The 15,129-nt window shown below is 70.2% G+C and carries 12 protein-coding genes and 1 pseudogene; 8 read left to right on the top strand and 5 right to left on the bottom strand.

Annotated elements, in window-relative coordinates; genetic code table 11:
• Nucleotides 1–159 precede the first annotated feature (159 nt).
• The 3 genes from AC3WLN_RS02740 (at nucleotide 160) to AC3WLN_RS02750 (ending at nucleotide 3,915) form a co-directional block, all read left to right on the top strand.
• Complete coding sequence (locus tag AC3WLN_RS02740; protein WP_492479373.1) at nucleotides 160–1,947, top strand: acyl-CoA dehydrogenase C-terminal domain-containing protein; 1,788 nt, start codon at nucleotides 160–162, stop codon at nucleotides 1,945–1,947.
• 163 nt (nucleotides 1,948–2,110) lie between these two features.
• Nucleotides 2,111–3,319, top strand: coding sequence for an acetyl-CoA C-acetyltransferase (locus AC3WLN_RS02745; RefSeq protein WP_492479374.1), 1,209 nt, complete (start codon nucleotides 2,111–2,113; stop codon nucleotides 3,317–3,319).
• A 101-nt stretch (nucleotides 3,320–3,420) separates the two neighbouring features.
• A complete protein-coding gene (locus AC3WLN_RS02750; RefSeq protein WP_463775058.1) occupies nucleotides 3,421–3,915 on the top strand; it encodes a DUF2059 domain-containing protein in 495 nt (164 codons plus the stop codon).
• Nucleotides 3,916–3,945: 30 nt separating this feature from the next.
• Here the strand turns inward: AC3WLN_RS02750 and AC3WLN_RS02755 are convergent, their stop codons facing one another.
• Entirely contained in the window at nucleotides 3,946–4,746 is an 801-nt protein-coding gene (locus AC3WLN_RS02755) for an EAL domain-containing protein (protein ID WP_492479375.1), read from the bottom strand.
• 119 nt (nucleotides 4,747–4,865) lie between these two features.
• Here AC3WLN_RS02755 and AC3WLN_RS02760 point away from each other — a divergent pair, with 119 nt between their 5' ends.
• On the top strand, nucleotides 4,866–7,070 hold the full coding sequence (locus tag AC3WLN_RS02760; RefSeq protein ID WP_492479376.1) for a 3-hydroxyacyl-CoA dehydrogenase NAD-binding domain-containing protein: 2,205 nt from the start codon (nucleotides 4,866–4,868) through the stop codon (nucleotides 7,068–7,070).
• Between the two features lie 61 nt (nucleotides 7,071–7,131).
• Here AC3WLN_RS02760 and AC3WLN_RS02765 read toward each other — a convergent pair whose 3' ends face one another.
• Complete coding sequence (locus tag AC3WLN_RS02765; RefSeq protein ID WP_492479377.1) at nucleotides 7,132–8,007, bottom strand: 3'-5' exonuclease; 876 nt, start codon at nucleotides 8,005–8,007, stop codon at nucleotides 7,132–7,134.
• A gap of 70 nt (nucleotides 8,008–8,077) precedes the next feature.
• On the bottom strand, nucleotides 8,078–10,540 hold the full coding sequence (ligA, locus tag AC3WLN_RS02770; protein WP_492479379.1) for an NAD-dependent DNA ligase LigA: 2,463 nt from the start codon (nucleotides 10,538–10,540) through the stop codon (nucleotides 8,078–8,080).
• Between the two features lie 251 nt (nucleotides 10,541–10,791).
• Between ligA and msrQ the strand changes: the two genes are divergently transcribed.
• The 4 genes from msrQ to AC3WLN_RS02790 all read left to right on the top strand — a co-directional run bounded on the left by msrQ (nucleotide 10,792) and on the right by AC3WLN_RS02790 (nucleotide 13,835).
• On the top strand, nucleotides 10,792–11,700 hold the full coding sequence (gene msrQ / locus AC3WLN_RS02775; RefSeq protein ID WP_492479380.1) for a protein-methionine-sulfoxide reductase heme-binding subunit MsrQ: 909 nt from the start codon (nucleotides 10,792–10,794) through the stop codon (nucleotides 11,698–11,700).
• Nucleotides 11,701–11,777: 77 nt separating this feature from the next.
• Nucleotides 11,778–12,098 (top strand): hypothetical protein, encoded by a 321-nt coding sequence (locus tag AC3WLN_RS02780; protein WP_492479381.1) that lies wholly within the window; start codon nucleotides 11,778–11,780, stop codon nucleotides 12,096–12,098.
• 82 nt (nucleotides 12,099–12,180) lie between these two features.
• Nucleotides 12,181–12,735 carry a Uma2 family endonuclease gene (locus AC3WLN_RS02785; protein WP_492479383.1) on the top strand — a complete coding sequence of 185 codons (555 nt, stop codon included), beginning with the start codon at nucleotides 12,181–12,183 and terminating at the stop codon, nucleotides 12,733–12,735.
• An 86-nt stretch (nucleotides 12,736–12,821) separates the two neighbouring features.
• Nucleotides 12,822–13,835 (top strand): adenosine kinase, encoded by a 1,014-nt coding sequence (locus AC3WLN_RS02790; protein ID WP_492479384.1) that lies wholly within the window; start codon nucleotides 12,822–12,824, stop codon nucleotides 13,833–13,835.
• Nucleotides 13,836–13,917: 82 nt separating this feature from the next.
• On the opposite strand, the gene AC3WLN_RS02795 is transcribed toward AC3WLN_RS02790, so the two are convergent.
• On the bottom strand, nucleotides 13,918–14,892 hold the full coding sequence (locus AC3WLN_RS02795; protein ID WP_492479385.1) for an NADPH:quinone oxidoreductase family protein: 975 nt from the start codon (nucleotides 14,890–14,892) through the stop codon (nucleotides 13,918–13,920).
• A 73-nt stretch (nucleotides 14,893–14,965) separates the two neighbouring features.
• Nucleotides 14,966–15,129, bottom strand: a pseudogene (locus AC3WLN_RS02800) (YbhB/YbcL family Raf kinase inhibitor-like protein); the annotation flags it as partial.

Below are 15,129 nucleotides of genomic sequence, written 5' to 3' on the forward strand. Positions count from 1 at the left end.
CGGTTAAGGCTCGGTGGATTCGCGATACGCCCTCCATTCTCGCCGGCCTGCACGGGCCCCCTTTCGTCCGGCGCAGAATAGTTTATATATGAACCATCAGGTGCGCCGGCGGCTGTGAGGCCGTTCAGGAACGCTGCCGTTTCGGGGAGATGATGCGCGATGCCAAGCTACAAGGCACCGGTCGAGGACGTCCTGTTCCTGCTGAACGACGTGTTCGGGTTCCATCGCTACGACAACCTGCGCGGCTTCGCCGATGCGTCGCCCGACGTGATGGAGGCCGTCCTCAACGAGGGCGCCAAGCTCGCCGAGACGGTGCTCGCACCCCTCAACGCCGTCGGCGACCGGGAGGGCTGTACGCGCCATCCCGACGGCAGCGTGACGACCCCGAAGGGCTTCAAAGCCGCCTACGACGCCTATGCGGGCGGCGGCTGGATGGGCTTGTCGATGCCCGAGGAATACGGTGGGCAGGCCCTGCCGCACACCCTCAACACCGCGATCCAGGAATTCGCCTCGGGGGCCAACCTGGCGCTGGGCATGTATCCCGGCCTGACCCAGGGCGCGATGGCCGCCCTCCTGGTACACGGGTCCGAGGAGCAGAAGGCCCTCTACCTGCCGAAGATGGTGGAAGGCGCCTGGACCGGCACCATGAACCTCACGGAGCCGCATTGCGGCACCGATCTCGGCCTCCTCAAGACCAAGGCCGTGCCGAACGGCGACGGCTCCTACAGCCTCACCGGCACGAAGATCTTCATCTCGGCCGGCGAGCACGACCTGTCCGAGAACATCATCCACCTCGTGATCGCCCGCATCGAGGGCGCGCCGGCCGGCACGAAGGGCATCTCCCTCTTCGTGGTGCCGAAATTCCTCGTGAACGCCGACGGATCGGTGGGCGCGCGCAATCCGGTGTCCTGCGGCTCGCTCGAGCACAAGATGGGCATCCACGGAAACTCGACCTGTGTCATGAACTATGACGGGGCGAAGGGCTGGCTCGTCGGCCAGGAGAATCGCGGCCTCAACGCGATGTTCGTGATGATGAACGAGGCTCGCCTTGCGGTCGGCGTCCAGGGCCTCGGCCAGTCCGAGGTCGCCTACCAGAACGCCGTCGCCTACGCGAAGGACCGGCTCCAGGGCCGCTCGCTCACCGGTGCGAAGGCACCCGAGAAGGCCGCCGATCCGATCATCGTCCATCCGGACGTGCGCCGCACCCTGATGGGCATCCGGGCCTTCAACGAGGCCGCCCGCGCCCTCGTGCTCTGGACCGCGCTCCAGGCCGATATCGGCCACCGCTCCGACGACGAGAAGCAGCGTCAGGCGGCCGAAGACCACATGGGCCTGATGACGCCGGTGGTGAAGGGCGTCCTCACCGACAAGGGCTTCGCCAACGCGGTCGAGGCGCAGCAGATGTTCGGCGGCCACGGCTACATCGAGGAATGGGGCATGTCGCAGTTCGTGCGCGATGCCCGCATCGCCATGATCTACGAGGGCGCCAACGGCATCCAGGCCATGGACCTGATCGGCCGCAAGCTGCCCAAGGACGGCGGCCGGGCGATGATGAGCTTCCTCGGCGAGGTGCAGACGTTCATCAAGGACCACGGCGAGGACGAGGCGATGACGCCCTACGTCGCTCCCCTCCAGGCCGGTCTGAACGACCTGCAGGGCGCCACCATGTGGTTCATGCAGAACGCCTTCACGAAGCCGGACAATGCCGGCGCCGGTGCCACCGACTACATGCACCTCCTCGGCCTCGTGGCCATGGGCTACATGTGGGCGCGCATCGCCAAGGCGGCCCTCGCACGCCAGGCCGAGGCCGCCTCCGAGGCGATGGCCGCGAAGCTCGTGGTCGGACGCTTCTACATGGAACGGATGCTGCCCGAGACCGCGACCCGGCTGGTGCGGATCAAGGCCGGCGCCGACACGACGATGGCGCTCAGCGCCGAGGCTTTCTAAGAAGGCTCCCGACCCCTCTCCCCTTTGCGGGAGAGGGTGGCCCGGCCGTGAGGCCGGTTCGGGAGAGGGGAGCGCCGTCTCCGGACGGGGCGCTCCCCTCCCCCGGCTCACTGACGTTCGCCACCCTCCCCCGCGGAGGGGGGAGGGAAACAAGGAAACGCGCATGCCCGAGGCCTTCATCTACGACCATGTCCGCACCCCGCGGGGCCGCGGCAAGCCCGATGGGTCGCTGCACGAGGTGACGGCGCTTCGCCTCGCCGAGGTGGCCCTGCGCGCCCTCAAGGAGCGCAACGACCTCGACACCCGCCGCGTCGACGACGTGGTGCTCGGCTGCGTCGACCCGGTCGGCGAGGCCGGCGGCGACATCGCCCGGGCCGCCGCCCTGGTGGCCGATTACGGCACCCACGTGCCGGGCGTGCAAATCAATCGCTTCTGTGCGTCCGGCCTCGACGCCGTGAACTTCGCCGCGGCGCAAGTCATGGCCGGCCAGCACGACCTGACGGTGGGCGGCGGCGTCGAATCCATGAGCCGCGTGGGCTTGGGCGCCTCGGGGGGCGCCTGGCCGGTGGACCCGGCCATCGCGATCAAGTCGTATTTCATGCCCCAGGGCGTGTCGGCCGACCTCATCGCCTCGAAATACGGCTTCAGCCGCGACGAGTGCGACGCCTACGCGGTCGAGTCGCAGAAGCGCTCCGCCGCCGCCTGGGCCGAGGGTCGGTTCGCCGACGCGGTCGTCCCGGTGCGCGACATCAACGGCCTCACGCTGCTGGCCAACGACGAGCACATGCGACCCACCACCGACATGCAGTCGCTGGGGCAGCTCAAGCCCTCCTTCGTCCAGATGGGCCAGATGGGCGGCTTCGACGCGGTGGCCATCGATGCGCATCCGGACGTCGAGACCGTCAACCACGTCCACCATGCGGGCAACTCGTCGGGCATCGTCGATGGCGCCGCCGCCGTGCTGATCGGATCGCGTGAGGCCGGCAGCGCCGCGGGCCTCAGGCCCCGCGCCCGCATCCGCGCCTTCGCCAATATCGGCTCGGACCCGGCCCTGATGCTCACCGGCCCGGTGGACGTGACGAAGAAGGTGCTGGCGCGGGCCGGCATGAGCCTGTCCGACATCGACCTGTTCGAGGTCAACGAGGCCTTCGCCGCCGTCGTGCTGCGCTTCCAGCAGGCCTTCGACGTGGACCCGGCCCGGATCAACGTCTGCGGCGGCGCCATCGCCATGGGCCATCCCCTGGGCGCCACCGGCGCGATGATCCTGGGCACCGTGCTCGACGAACTGGAGCGCACCGGCAAGGAGCGTGCCCTGGTAACCCTCTGCATCGGCGCCGGCATGGGCACCGCCACCATCATCGAGCGGGTGTGAGGCTGAGTCGCCTCCCCTGAGGGGCCCAAGTGCGGTAGACGGCGGCGCCCGCCGCCGCCCGGCGACCGGCTCACGACAAGAACCTTCGAGGATACGCCACGATGACGCGCCTGCTCGCCACCCTCTGCCTGACCACGGCCCTCTGCCTGCCGATGGCCGCCCGCGCCGACGACGCCGCGGAGCGCATCGCGGTCGCCAAGGACCTCGTCCAGAAGACCACGATCAAGAACCTGGAGGTCGGCTTCACGGGCGCCCTCGAGAAGACCGTGGCGCCGATGAAGGAGGACAAGGCCGAGGCCGTGCGCAAGGAGATCCGCGCCGAGTTCGACAAGCAGCGCGAGACCATGCTCGACGGCCTGTCCAAGGCCTATGCGGAGAAGTTCAGCCTCGACGAGCTGAAGCACCTCTCCGAGATCTACGGCGACAAGACCTACCAGAAGTTCCAGGCCGTCAATGCCGATCCGGCCTCCACCGTGACCACGATCTCGCAGGCCTCGGTGACCAAGCTCCTCAACATGCTGGCGATCGCCTCGGCCGGCGACTCGGCGGCGAACGGCGTCCCGGGCGCTCCCGGCGCCCCGATGCCGGCACGCTGAGCCGGACCGGCGGCGACCCCGATGGCCGGCTCAAGCCACATGCGCGCGGGCAGATCCGCCCGCCGGAGGGCCGGCCACCGGGAAGCCGCTGACCCGAGGCAATTCCTCGAGATGCGGCTTGGCGAAGTGGTAGCCCTGGAACAGGGTCGCACCGAGGTTGCGCAGGGTGTCGAGCTCGGACGCCGTCTCGACGCCCTCCGCGATCACCGCGATATCCAGGGCCTGGGCGATGCCGATGATTCCCGCCACGATGATCTGGCGACGCTGATCGGTGTCGATGCCGCGCAGCAGATCCATGTCGATCTTGATCAGGTCGGGCTGGAAGTTCGCCAGCAGGCTGAGACCGGCGAAACCTGCGCCGAAGTCGTCGAGGGCGGTCAGGAAGCCCTGGCGGCGGTACTCGGCGACGATGCGCGAGACATGGGCGGTGTCCCGGAACTTCTCGTTCTCGGTGAACTCGAACATGATCCGGTCATGGGCGAAGCCCGCCTTGCGGGCCGCCTCGAGGGACGAGCGGATGCAGGCCGCCGGCTCATAGACGGCGTTCGGCATGAAGTTGATCGACAGGCGGGTCGCATCGTCGGCGGGAAACAGCCGGCCGGCGAGTTCGATCGCCTTCACCCGCGCCGCCTGGTCGAACCGGTAGACGGTCTCGGGCGTCACGCGGTTGAGGATCGAGGCGGCGGATTCGCCGCCCGTCCCGCGCACCAGCGCCTCGTAGCCCCAGACCCGGTTCGCCGCGAGGTCGAGGATCGGCTGGAAGGCCATCGTGAAGGTGAAGTCGAGTTCGGTTCCATCGCGGCAACCCGGGCATCCGGTCCGTGCGGTCATGGTCATGTCCTGTCGCAGCAATGTGCCCCCCGGCAATTCGAGATGCCTTCGCAAGTTTTGACATTGGCTTAAGCACGCGTGCTGAAGCCGCTTACCCGCCGCATATTCGAGGATCAGCGATGAATCTCACCAACTTCCGACTCGAAACCGACGCCGACGGGATCGCGCTGGCGACCTGGGACATGCCCGGTCGCTCCATGAACGTCTTCACCGACGCGGTGATGGACGAGCTGAGCCAGGTGGTCGCCGCTGTGGTGGCGGATGCCGCCATCAAGGGTTGCGTCATCGTCTCGGGCAAGGACAACTTCTCGGGCGGCGCCGACCTGACGATGCTCCAGGGCCTGGGCCGTGCCTTCGAGTCGCTGAAGGCCGAGCGCGGCGAGGAGGCGGCGATGCACCACTTCTTCGAGGAGTCGCGCAAGCTCAGCCTCGTCTTCCGCAAGCTCGAGACCTGCGGCAAGCCCTTCGCGGCGGCGGTGAACGGCATCTGCCTCGGCGGAGCCTTCGAACTCGCCCTGTCCTGCCACTACCGGGTGCTCTCCGACGACCCGAAGACCCGCGTCGGCCTGCCCGAGATCAAGGTCGGCCTGTTTCCGGGTGGCGGCGGCACCCAGCGCGTGGCGCGCCTGATGCAGACGGGCGACGCCCTGCAGATGCTGTTCAAGGGTGAGCAGATCCGCCCGCTGATGGCCCGGAACATGGGCCTCGTCCAGGAGGTCGCGGCCAAGGACGAGATCGTCGCCAAGGCGAAGGCCTGGATCGCCGCCGGCGGCTCGGCCGTGGCGCCCTGGGACCAGCCGAAGTTCAAGGCCCCCTCCGGCAAGGTCTACTCGCCGGCCGGCATGATGATCTGGCCGCCGGCCAACGCCATCTACCGGCGCGAGACGCACGACAACTACCCGGCCGCCAAGGCCATCCTGGCCTCCGTCTACGAGGGCCTGCAGCTGCCGATGGATCAGGCCCTGCGCGTCGAGAGCCGGTACTTCGCCCATATCCTGCGAACCAAGGAAGCGGCGGCGATGATCCGGACGCTGTTCCTCTCCATGGGCGAACTGAACAAGGGCGCGCGCCGTCCGAAGGATGTCCCGGCCACCAAGGTCGGCCGCGTCGGCGTCGTCGGCGCCGGCTTCATGGGTGCGGGCGTGGCCTACGTCACGGCCAATGCCGGCATGGAGGTCGTCCTCGTCGACCAGTCGATGGAGGCGGCGGAGAAGGGCAAGGCCTACGCCCACAAGCTCGTCACCGACCAGATCAACAAGGGCCGGGCCAAGACCGCCGACCGCGACGCCCTGCTCGCCCGCATCAGCGCCAGCGCCGACTACGCCGATCTCGCCACCTGCGACCTCGTCATCGAGGCGGTGTTCGAGGACCCGAAGGTGAAGGCCGAGGTCATCGCGAAGGTCGAGGCCGTGATCCGGCCGGAGACGATCTTCGCCTCGAACACCTCCACGCTGCCGATCACCGGCCTCGCGAAGACCTCGGCCCGGCCGGAGCAGTTCGTCGGCATCCACTTCTTCTCCCCGGTGGAGAAGATGATGCTCGTCGAGATCATCAAGGGCGACCAGACCGGCGACGCGGCGCTGGCCACCGCCCTCGACTACGTCCGGGCGATCAAGAAGACCCCGATCGTCGTCAACGATGCGCGCGGGTTCTTCGCCAACCGCTGCGTCGGCGCCTACCTGCTGGAAGGCCACAAGATGCTCAACGAGGGCATCCCGGCGGCGATGATCGAGAATGCCGGGCGCCAGGCGGGCATGCCGGTCGGTCCGCTCTCGCTCACCGACGAGGTCGCCGTCGACCTCGCCCTGAAGATCGTGAAGGCGACCGAGGCGCAGCTCGGCGCCGAGAGCATCGACCCCGCCCAGAAGGCTCTGCTGTCCACCCTCGTCGAGGGCGAAGGCCGGCTCGGCCGCAAGAACAAGAAGGGCTTCTACGACTACCCCGAGGGCGCCCCGAAGCGCCTCTGGCCCGGCCTCGCCGGCCTCCAGGCGGCGAAGGTCGACCCCGATGCGGTGGACTTCACGGAGCTGAAGGAGCGCCTGCTCGTGGTGCAGGCCCTCGAAGCGGCCCGCACCGTCGGCGAGGGCGTCGTGACCGATCCGCGCGAGGCCGATGTCGGCTCGATTCTCGGCTTCGGCTTCGCGCCCTTCACCGGCGGCGCCCTGTCCTACATCGACTTCATGGGCGCGCAGGCGTTCGTGACGCTGGCGCAGGGGCTGGAAGCCAAGCATGGCCCGCGCTTCGCCGTGCCGCAGAACCTCCTCGACATGGCCGCCCGCGGCGGGACGTTCTACGGCGACGCGGCGGCGAAGAAGGCGGCGTAGGGCACGGGTACCGCCCGGCTTTCACCGGGCGGCTCTCACACCGGTCGAGGCGGCGACCGCCTCACCCCAGCGACGCCGCCGTCATCCGGACGCGCAGCACTTCGACGTCGTCGTGGTTGTTCGACAGGAGGTCGGTGATGTCGCCCGCCAGCAGCGACTTCACGTGGCGGCACAGGGTGCCGTAGCGGCCGGCCATGCAGGTGCAGCGCAGGTTCGGGCCGGTGCTCCGGTCCTCCACGGTGACGGCGTAGCGGTTCCCGCTGCTGCCGCGCACCGCGAAATGCAGGCCGGGCGCCGGGGCGGGACCAGCGCCGGCTGCCCTGCGGGCCCGCTGAGCCAGGGAGTCCGGCCGCACCGGCGGGCGGGCCTCGGCCCCGGCCCCGGCCGGGAGCGTCGTGACCGGCAGGTGGATCCTCCGCGATAAGGCGCGAATGTCGGGCGCTCCGGTCTCGCGTGCGGCGGCAAGCGCGATCTCCGCACAGGCATAGGCGTCCTCGCCGGCATCGTGGTGCGCGAAGCGGATGCCGAGGCGCGCCGCCACCTTGCCAAGGCCGCACCCCTCCTCCGCCGGAAACACCCGCCGGGCGATCTGCAGCGTGCAGAGATAGGAGAATGCCGGCGGCCTCACCCCGTAGGCCGCCAGCGAGGCGCGCAGCACGCCCATGTCGAAGCCGGCATTGTGGGCGAGGATCAACCCGGAAGCGAGGTCGGGCAGGAACTCCGCCATGACGGTGGGGAAGTCCGGCTGGTCCCGTACGTCCGCCGGCAGGATGCCGTGGACGCGGATGTTGCCCGGCGAGAAGCGCAGCTCGGGCGGCCGGATCAGCCGGGATTCCCGCCGGACCACCCGGCCATCGGCGATCCAGGCGAGCCCAACGGCACAGGCGCTGTCGCGCCGCTCGTTGGCGGTCTCGAAGTCGATGGCGATGACGGTCATGCGCGACCTGGGCGGTCCTGTGCCGGCCGGAGATGGCCGGGGGCGAGTCTAGGCGTCCCGGATTCACGGCTCAAGCGCCGGCGACGAGCGCCAGCCATGCCTCCTCGCTGATGACCTCGACGCCGTGCTTCTGGGCGTCCTTCAGCTTGGAGCCCGCGCCCGGTCCGGCCACGACGAGGTCGGTCTTGGCCGAGACCGACCCGGAGACCTTGGCGCCGAGACGCTCGGCGGTGGCCTTGGCCTCGGAGCGGGTCATCTGCTCCAGGCTGCCGGTGAACACCACCGTCTTGCCGGCGAAGGCCGTCGCGGAGGCCGGGGCCGCCATCGGTTCCGTCCGGACCTGATCGAGGAGGGCCCGGACCGCAGTCTGGTTGTGGGGCTCCGCGAAGAAGGCGATCAGGGAATCCGTCGCCACCGGTCCGATCTCGCCATCGTCGGCGAAATGGCGGTAGGCGTCGCCGGGCCGCTGCTCGGCCGCCCGCGCGAGGCCGGCCGCGACAGCGTCCTCGTCGCCGTAATGGCCGAGCAGGCTGGCGCGCTGCGGCGCGGACAGGCGGACGCGCCCCTGCTGCGGCTGGATTTCCGTCTCCTCGTCGTCACCGGCCTCCGCCTCTGCGCCCGTGCGCGGATAGCCCACCTCCAGCAGGCGGTCGCGGGTGGTCGGGCCGATGCGGGGCAGCGCGGAGAGTTCGATCCAGTGCGGCCCGGCCTGATCGCGCGCCGCGGCGGCGACGCTTTCCATCAGGGCGGGCATGTCGGGGAAGCGCTTGGCCAGGGCCTTGGCGGTGGATTCGCCGATCTCCGGAATACCGAGGGCGAAGAGGAAGCGGTTCAGCGGCAGGCTGCGGCGGTCCTCGACCGAGGCGAGGAGATTCTTGATCGCCTTGTCCTCCTCCTCGCCCTTCTTCTTGGTCGGCTTCTTCGGGGCGGGCACGCCTTCGGCCCGCCGCTCGGCCGAGAGTGCCTCGCGCCGCGCCACGATCGCGGCCTTCAAGGGTTCGAATTCGAGGCGGAACAGGTCGGCGGGCTGGCGAACCAGGCCGGCCTCGAACAGCACCTCGATATAGGTCTGGCCGAAGCCCTCGAGGTCGAAGCCGTTGCGCGAGACGAAGTGCTTCAGGCGCTCGACGCCCTGTGCCGGGCAGATCAGGCCACCGGTGCAGCGGCGCACGGCATCGGGCTTACCCGTGCGGGGGTTGATCTCGCGCAGAGCCCGGCTGCCGCAGGCGGGGCAGTGGGTTGGGAAAGCATAGGGTTGCGAATTGGCGGGGCGCTTCTCCAGCACCACGTCCATCACCTTCGGGATCACGTCACCGGCCCGCTGGACCACGACGGTGTCGCCGATGCGGATGTCGCGCCCGTCGCGGATCAGCTCGCCATCGGCCCCGACGCCCTGGACGTAGCCCTCGTTGTGCAGGGTGGCGTTCGACACCACCACGCCGCCCACCGTGACAGGACGGAGCTTAGCCAGCGGGTTGAGGGAGCCGGTGCGCCCGACATTGATCTCGATGTCCTCGACGACGGTGAGCGCCTTCTGGGCCGCGAACTTGTGGGCCAGCGCCCAGCGCGGCGAGCGGGAGACGAAGCCGAGGCGGCGCTGCAGGGCGAGGTCGTCGACCTTGTAGACGACGCCGTCGATGTCGTAGCCGAGGTCGGCGCGCTCGGCCTCGATGCTCCGGTAATGGGCAATCATCGCGTCCGCATCGGCGCAGAGCCGGGTGCGGTCGTTGACGGGCAGGCCCCATGCGGAGAAGCGTTCCAGCACGCCGTGCTGCGTCCCGTCGAAGGCCGGCACCACCTCGCCCCAGGCATAGGCGAAGAACTTAAGCGGCCGCGAGCGGGTGATCTCGGGGTCGAGCTGGCGCAGGGAACCGGCCGCCGCGTTGCGCGGATTGGCGAACAAGGCCTTTCCGGCCGCCGCCTGGCGCGCGTTGATCGCGGCGAAATCCGCGTGGCCGAGATAGACCTCGCCGCGCACCTCGCAGACCGGCGGCACGTCCTTCCCGGCGAGGTGTTGGGGAATGTCCGCGACCGTGCGCGCATTGGCGGTGACGTCCTCGCCGACCTCGCCGTCGCCGCGGGTCGCCGCCGTGACGAGACGCCCGTCCTCGTAGCGCAGGGCCAGCGAGAGGCCGTCGATCTTCGGTTCGGCGGTGAAGGCCAGCGGCTCGGCCTCCGGCCAGTTCAGGAAGCGCCGGACCCGGGCGACGAACTCCGCCACCTCCTCGTCCGCGAAGGCGTTGCCCAGCGAGAGCATGGGTACGGCGTGGCGCACCTTGGCGAACTTCTCGGACGGCTTGGCGCCCACCGACGCGCTAGCGGCGCCCGTTCCAGCGAGGTCCGGAAACCGCGCCTCGATCAGTTCCAGGCGCCGGCGGAGGGCGTCGTAGTCCGCATCCGTGATCTCGGGGGCATCCTCCTGGTGATAGAGCCGGTCCGCCTCGGCGATCCGTTCGGACAGGTCCGCATGCTCGGCCCGCGCCGTCTCGGCGGTCATCGTCTCGAGGCTGTCGACGGCGGTCTCTGCGGGCATGGGGACGCTTCGTGATCGGGGGCGGGCGCGACGGCGGCTTATAGCAACCGACAACCGTCGCGGCACCGGCCAAGGTTCCGCAGGGACCGCGGCTCTGCACAGGCCTGTAACCTGCGCGCCGCTCGCGCGAAAACACCTGGACACCGGGGCGCCGCGATGGTCCCGCGAGTCCGGCTGCGACCCCGCGCCGCCTCACGGATTCTCGCCGGCCCCTATCTTTCGACACGGACGCCCAACGCCCCCGGATCGCCATGCCAGCCCTGCCCGCCTTCTCCGCGCCCTGGCGCGACCGCGCCGGACGCGTCTCCGGCCTGAAGCTCGCGACCTTCCTGTTCGCCCTGGCGCCGGGCCTGTGGCTCGCCGGCGCCTACGCGGCCGATGCCCTCGGGGCGAAGCCGATCACCGCGCTGCTGCACGGCACCGGCGAATGGGCGGTGCGGTTCCTGATGCTCTCCCTCGCGGTGACGCCCCTGCGCCGGATCGCCCATGCGCCGAAGCTCATCCTGGTCCGCCGCATGCTCGGCCTCACCGTGCTGGCCTACGGGCTCATCCACCTCATGCTCTACGTCGTCGACCAGAACTTCGTGCTGACCAAGGTGGTCACCGAGATCCTGTCGCGGATCTACCTCACCATCGGCTTCGTGGCGCTCCTCGGCCTCGTGGTGCTCGGCGTCACTTCCACGGACGGGATGATCCGGCGCCTCGGCAAGGCCTGGCCGCGCCTGCACAAGACCGTCTACCTCATCGCGATCCTGGGCCTGATCCACTACTACCTGCAGGCCAAGATCGACGTGTCCGACCCGGTGTTCTGGACCGGCGCCTTCCTGCTGCTCATGGGCCACCGCGCGATGCAGCGCCTCGGGTGGCCGACCAATCCGCTCACCCTCCTGGGTCTCGCGGTGGCCGCCGCCCTCCTGACCGCGCTGCTCGAAGCGGCCTGGTACGGCGTCGCCAGCGGCATCCCGGCGAGCCTCGTCCTCTCGGCCAACCTCGATGTTCCGGAGACCATCCGGCCGGCCTGGTGGGTCCTGGCCCTCGGCCTCGCCGTCCCGGTGCTGAACGCCGTCCGGGCGCGGATGGACAGGAGCGGGCGCGGCAAGCCGAAGCCCGCACCGGTCGCGCGCCCGGCCCCGGCGCGGGAGGCGGTGGCGGCGCGCTGACGACGTGGGTGCAGGGGCTTGCCCGGGGTCGTCGGCACGCGCATGTAGCGGCCGGCGTCGCGGAGGGAGCAGCCCACATGTGGACACGGATCTTGACGGTGGCGGCCCTCGGCCTCGGGGTCTCGACGGGTGCCGCACAGGCCGCCTGCACCCTCCCCGAGGCACCCCCGACGACGTCGCGTCCGGCCAAGCCGCCACTTCCGGCCAAACCCGCTTGCCTCGACGCCAAGGGCGGCTGCCCCGGCTGGGAAGCCTACAGCTACAACGACGCGATCAAGGCCTATAACGAGAAGGCCGCCGCGTTCCGCCCCCTCGCCGAGGCCTACGTCAAGGCCCTCAACGCCTACGTCAAGGCGAGCAGCGACTACGCCCAGTGCGAGGTGAAGACCCTGCAGTAAGGACGCGTCTTCGGCGAATGGCCCACGCGTGCTAGACAATGCCGCTTGCACGCGCCTGCGAGGCCGGGCAGGGACCCCGTCGATGAGCGTTCAGCCGAAATCCCGCATGAGCGTCGAGGAATTCCTGGCCTGGGCCGAGCACCAGCCGGACCGCTATGAGCTGTTCGACGGAGAGGTCTTCGCGATGGCGCCGCAGCGGGTGCGGCACGCGGAGACGAAATTCGCGGTGCAGGTTGCCCTTCGGGCCGGCATTCGAGAGGCCGGGCTGCCCTGCCACATGCTGCCGGACGGCGTCACGGTCCGGATCGACGACACCACGAGCTTCGAGCCGGGCGCCCTGGTCTATTGCGGTCCGCGCCTCGATGCCGATGCCACCGTGGCGACCGCACCCGTCATCGTGGTCGAGGTGCTGTCGCCGAGCACCGGGCGGATCGACACGGGGCAGAAGCTCGTCGGATACTTCCGAGTCCCGAGCCTGATGCACTACCTCATCATCGATCCGGTCAAGCGCATGATGATCCACCACAAGCGCGGCGCCGACGGACTGATCGAGACCCGGATCACGGCGGCCGGAACCGTCGACCTGACGCCACCGGGCTTCGGGTTGGACGTCACCGCCTGTCTGGCGGAACCCTGAGGTCGGCGGCCGTCGCTTGACCCCCGCCGGGGGCGGTGCCACAGCCCGGCGACGTTTTCCCCTCGATTGCCAGACTGGACGGCCCGATGCCCGAATCCCTCGACCTCCTCGTTCTCGGCAACGCCATCGTCGACCTCATCGCCCGCACCGAGGAGGACTTCCTGGCCGCGCAGGGCGTGCCCAAGGGGGCGATGCAGCTGATCGACGAGGCGCGGGCCGAGTCGCTCTTCGCCGCCATGGGCCCGGCCACCATCGTGTCGGGCGGCTCGGGCGCCAACACGGCCGTGGGCGCGGCGATGCTGGGGGCCAGGACCGGCTTCGTCGGCAAGGTCCGCGACGACGAGCTGGGCGGCCTCTTCGCTCACGACCTCAAGGCCACGGGCGTCCGCTTCCCCGTCGCCGCCGCCCATGACGGCCCCGCCACCGCCCGCTGCTTCATCCTGGTCACGCCCGATGGCGAGCGCACCATGAACACCTATCTTGGCGCCTGCCAGGGCCTGTCCCCGGCCGATGTCGACGAGGCGACCGTGGCCGCCGCCCGCGTTGTCTATCTCGAGGGCTATCTCTGGGACCCGCCGGCCGCCAAGGACGCCTTCCGCAAGGCCGTGACCATCGCCCACAACGCCGGCAACGCCGCGGCGCTGACCCTGTCCGACGCGTTCTGCGTCGGGCGCTACCGCGAGGAGTTCCTCGGCCTGATCCGCGACGGCAGCATCGACATCCTGTTCGCGAATATCGGCGAGCTGCAGAGCCTCTACGAGACCGACGACGCCGAGACCGCCATCAAGGCCCTGCGCGACGAGAGCGCGGCCCGCGGCAAGGACCTCCTCGGCCTCGTCACGCGCTCGGCCGACGGCGCCCTCGTGATCCAGGGTGGCAACGTGCAGGCCGTCTCCGCATCGCCGGTACACGAACTCGTCGACACCACCGGCGCGGGCGACCTGTTCGCGGCTGGCTTCCTCGCCGGCCATGCCCGCGGTCTCGATCACGGCGCCAGCGCCCACCTCGGGGCGCTGGCCGCCGCCGAGGTGATCCAGCACATCGGCGCCCGTCCGCAGCATGACCTCGTCGCCCTCGCCAAGGCGCAGGGCCTGCTCTGAGACGGGGCCTTCGGCGGACGGTCCCACCGTCCGCCTTCACGGGACCAGGGAAGCGGGCCGCCGACCCGCTCCGGCGCCCCCCTCACGGACGCAGCAGCACCTTCCCGACGGCTTCGCGCCGCTTGAGGATGCCGAGCGCCGCCGCGTAGTCGGCGAGCGGGTAGACGCCGTGGACCTTCGCGGTGAGGCGCCCCTCCGCCACCCAGGCGAGCAGCTGCTCCTGGTTGGCCCGGTGCGCCTCGGGCTCGCGCTCCACGAACACGCCCCAGTGCACGCCCTGGATGTCGATCCCCTTGAGAAGCGCCAGGTTGAGCGGAATCTTCGGGATCTCGCCGGCCGCGAAGCCGATGACGAGGTAGCGGCCCTTCCAGCCGAGGGACCGCAACGCCGGCTCGGCATAATCGCCGCCGATCGGATCGTAGATCACGTCGACGCCCTGCTCTTCGGTGAGCCTGCGCAGGGCCTCGCGCAGGTTCTCCGCGGCATAGTCCACCGTGCGCGTGGCGCCGTGGGCCTGGGCGCTCACCAGCTTCTCGGGCGAGGAGGCGCAGGCGATGACGCGGGCGCCCATGATCGCCCCGAGTTCCACCGCCGCGAGGCCGACGCCGCCGGAGGCACCGAGCACCGCCAGGGTCTCGCCGGGCTGGAGCCGGGCGCGGTCGCGCAGGGCGTGGAGCGAGGTGCCGTAGGTGATGGTCAGCCCGGCGGCCTGCTCGTCCGAGACGCCATCCGGCACGGGCGTCAGGTGCCGGGTTGCGACCGCGATCCGCTCGCGGCAGGTGCCGAACTTCTGGTGGACGATGACGCGATCGCCGACCGAAAAGCCCTCCACCCCGTCGCCGAGGGCCTCGATCACCCCGCAGGCCTCGCCACCGGGCGAGAACGGCAGGTCGGGCTTCACCTGATAGCGCCCGGCGATGATCAGGGTGTCGAAGAAGTTGAGCGCCGCGAGCGTGATGCGGACCAGCACTTCGCCCGGACCCGCCACCGGATCGGGCAGATCCGCGAGCTCCAGATCCTCCGGTCCCCCGAGCCGGGTGCACAGCAGCGCCTTCATGCCCAAACCTCCGCCTGAACTTCGTTCCCGGGCGCTTGCACCGGCGCGGGCGCCCGCGCAAGCGCCGGATCGATCAGGGGCGTTCGTAGGTTCCGGCGAGGCAGCCCCTGGCAAGGACGCGTCCCGTCATCGCCTCCAGCAGCGCCCCCCGGCCGGGATGCTCGGGCAGGTCCAGGGCGCGGTCGAGGGCATAGGCCTGGAACAGGTAGGTGTGCGGTCCGTGCCCGGTGGGCGGGT

The sequence above is a fragment of the Methylobacterium sp. FW306-05-D genome, from assembly GCF_058782155.1.

Excerpts from the sequence above, each read along its gene's own strand:
- AC3WLN_RS02740 (WP_492479373.1), top strand. The coding sequence starts at position 160 with ATGCCAAGCTACAAGGCACCGGTCGAGGACGTCCTGTTCCTGCTGAAC.
- AC3WLN_RS02745 (WP_492479374.1), top strand. The coding sequence starts at position 2,111 with ATGCCCGAGGCCTTCATCTACGACCATGTCCGCACCCCGCGGGGCCGC.
- AC3WLN_RS02750 (WP_463775058.1), top strand. The coding sequence starts at position 3,421 with ATGACGCGCCTGCTCGCCACCCTCTGCCTGACCACGGCCCTCTGCCTG.
- AC3WLN_RS02755 (WP_492479375.1), bottom strand. The coding sequence starts at position 4,746 with ATGACCGCACGGACCGGATGCCCGGGTTGCCGCGATGGAACCGAACTC.
- AC3WLN_RS02760 (WP_492479376.1), top strand. The coding sequence starts at position 4,866 with ATGAATCTCACCAACTTCCGACTCGAAACCGACGCCGACGGGATCGCG.
- AC3WLN_RS02765 (WP_492479377.1), bottom strand. The coding sequence starts at position 8,007 with ATGACCGTCATCGCCATCGACTTCGAGACCGCCAACGAGCGGCGCGAC.
- ligA (WP_492479379.1), bottom strand. The coding sequence starts at position 10,540 with ATGCCCGCAGAGACCGCCGTCGACAGCCTCGAGACGATGACCGCCGAG.
- msrQ (WP_492479380.1), top strand. The coding sequence starts at position 10,792 with ATGCCAGCCCTGCCCGCCTTCTCCGCGCCCTGGCGCGACCGCGCCGGA.
- AC3WLN_RS02780 (WP_492479381.1), top strand. The coding sequence starts at position 11,778 with ATGTGGACACGGATCTTGACGGTGGCGGCCCTCGGCCTCGGGGTCTCG.
- AC3WLN_RS02785 (WP_492479383.1), top strand. The coding sequence starts at position 12,181 with ATGAGCGTTCAGCCGAAATCCCGCATGAGCGTCGAGGAATTCCTGGCC.
- AC3WLN_RS02790 (WP_492479384.1), top strand. The coding sequence starts at position 12,822 with ATGCCCGAATCCCTCGACCTCCTCGTTCTCGGCAACGCCATCGTCGAC.
- AC3WLN_RS02795 (WP_492479385.1), bottom strand. The coding sequence starts at position 14,892 with ATGAAGGCGCTGCTGTGCACCCGGCTCGGGGGACCGGAGGATCTGGAG.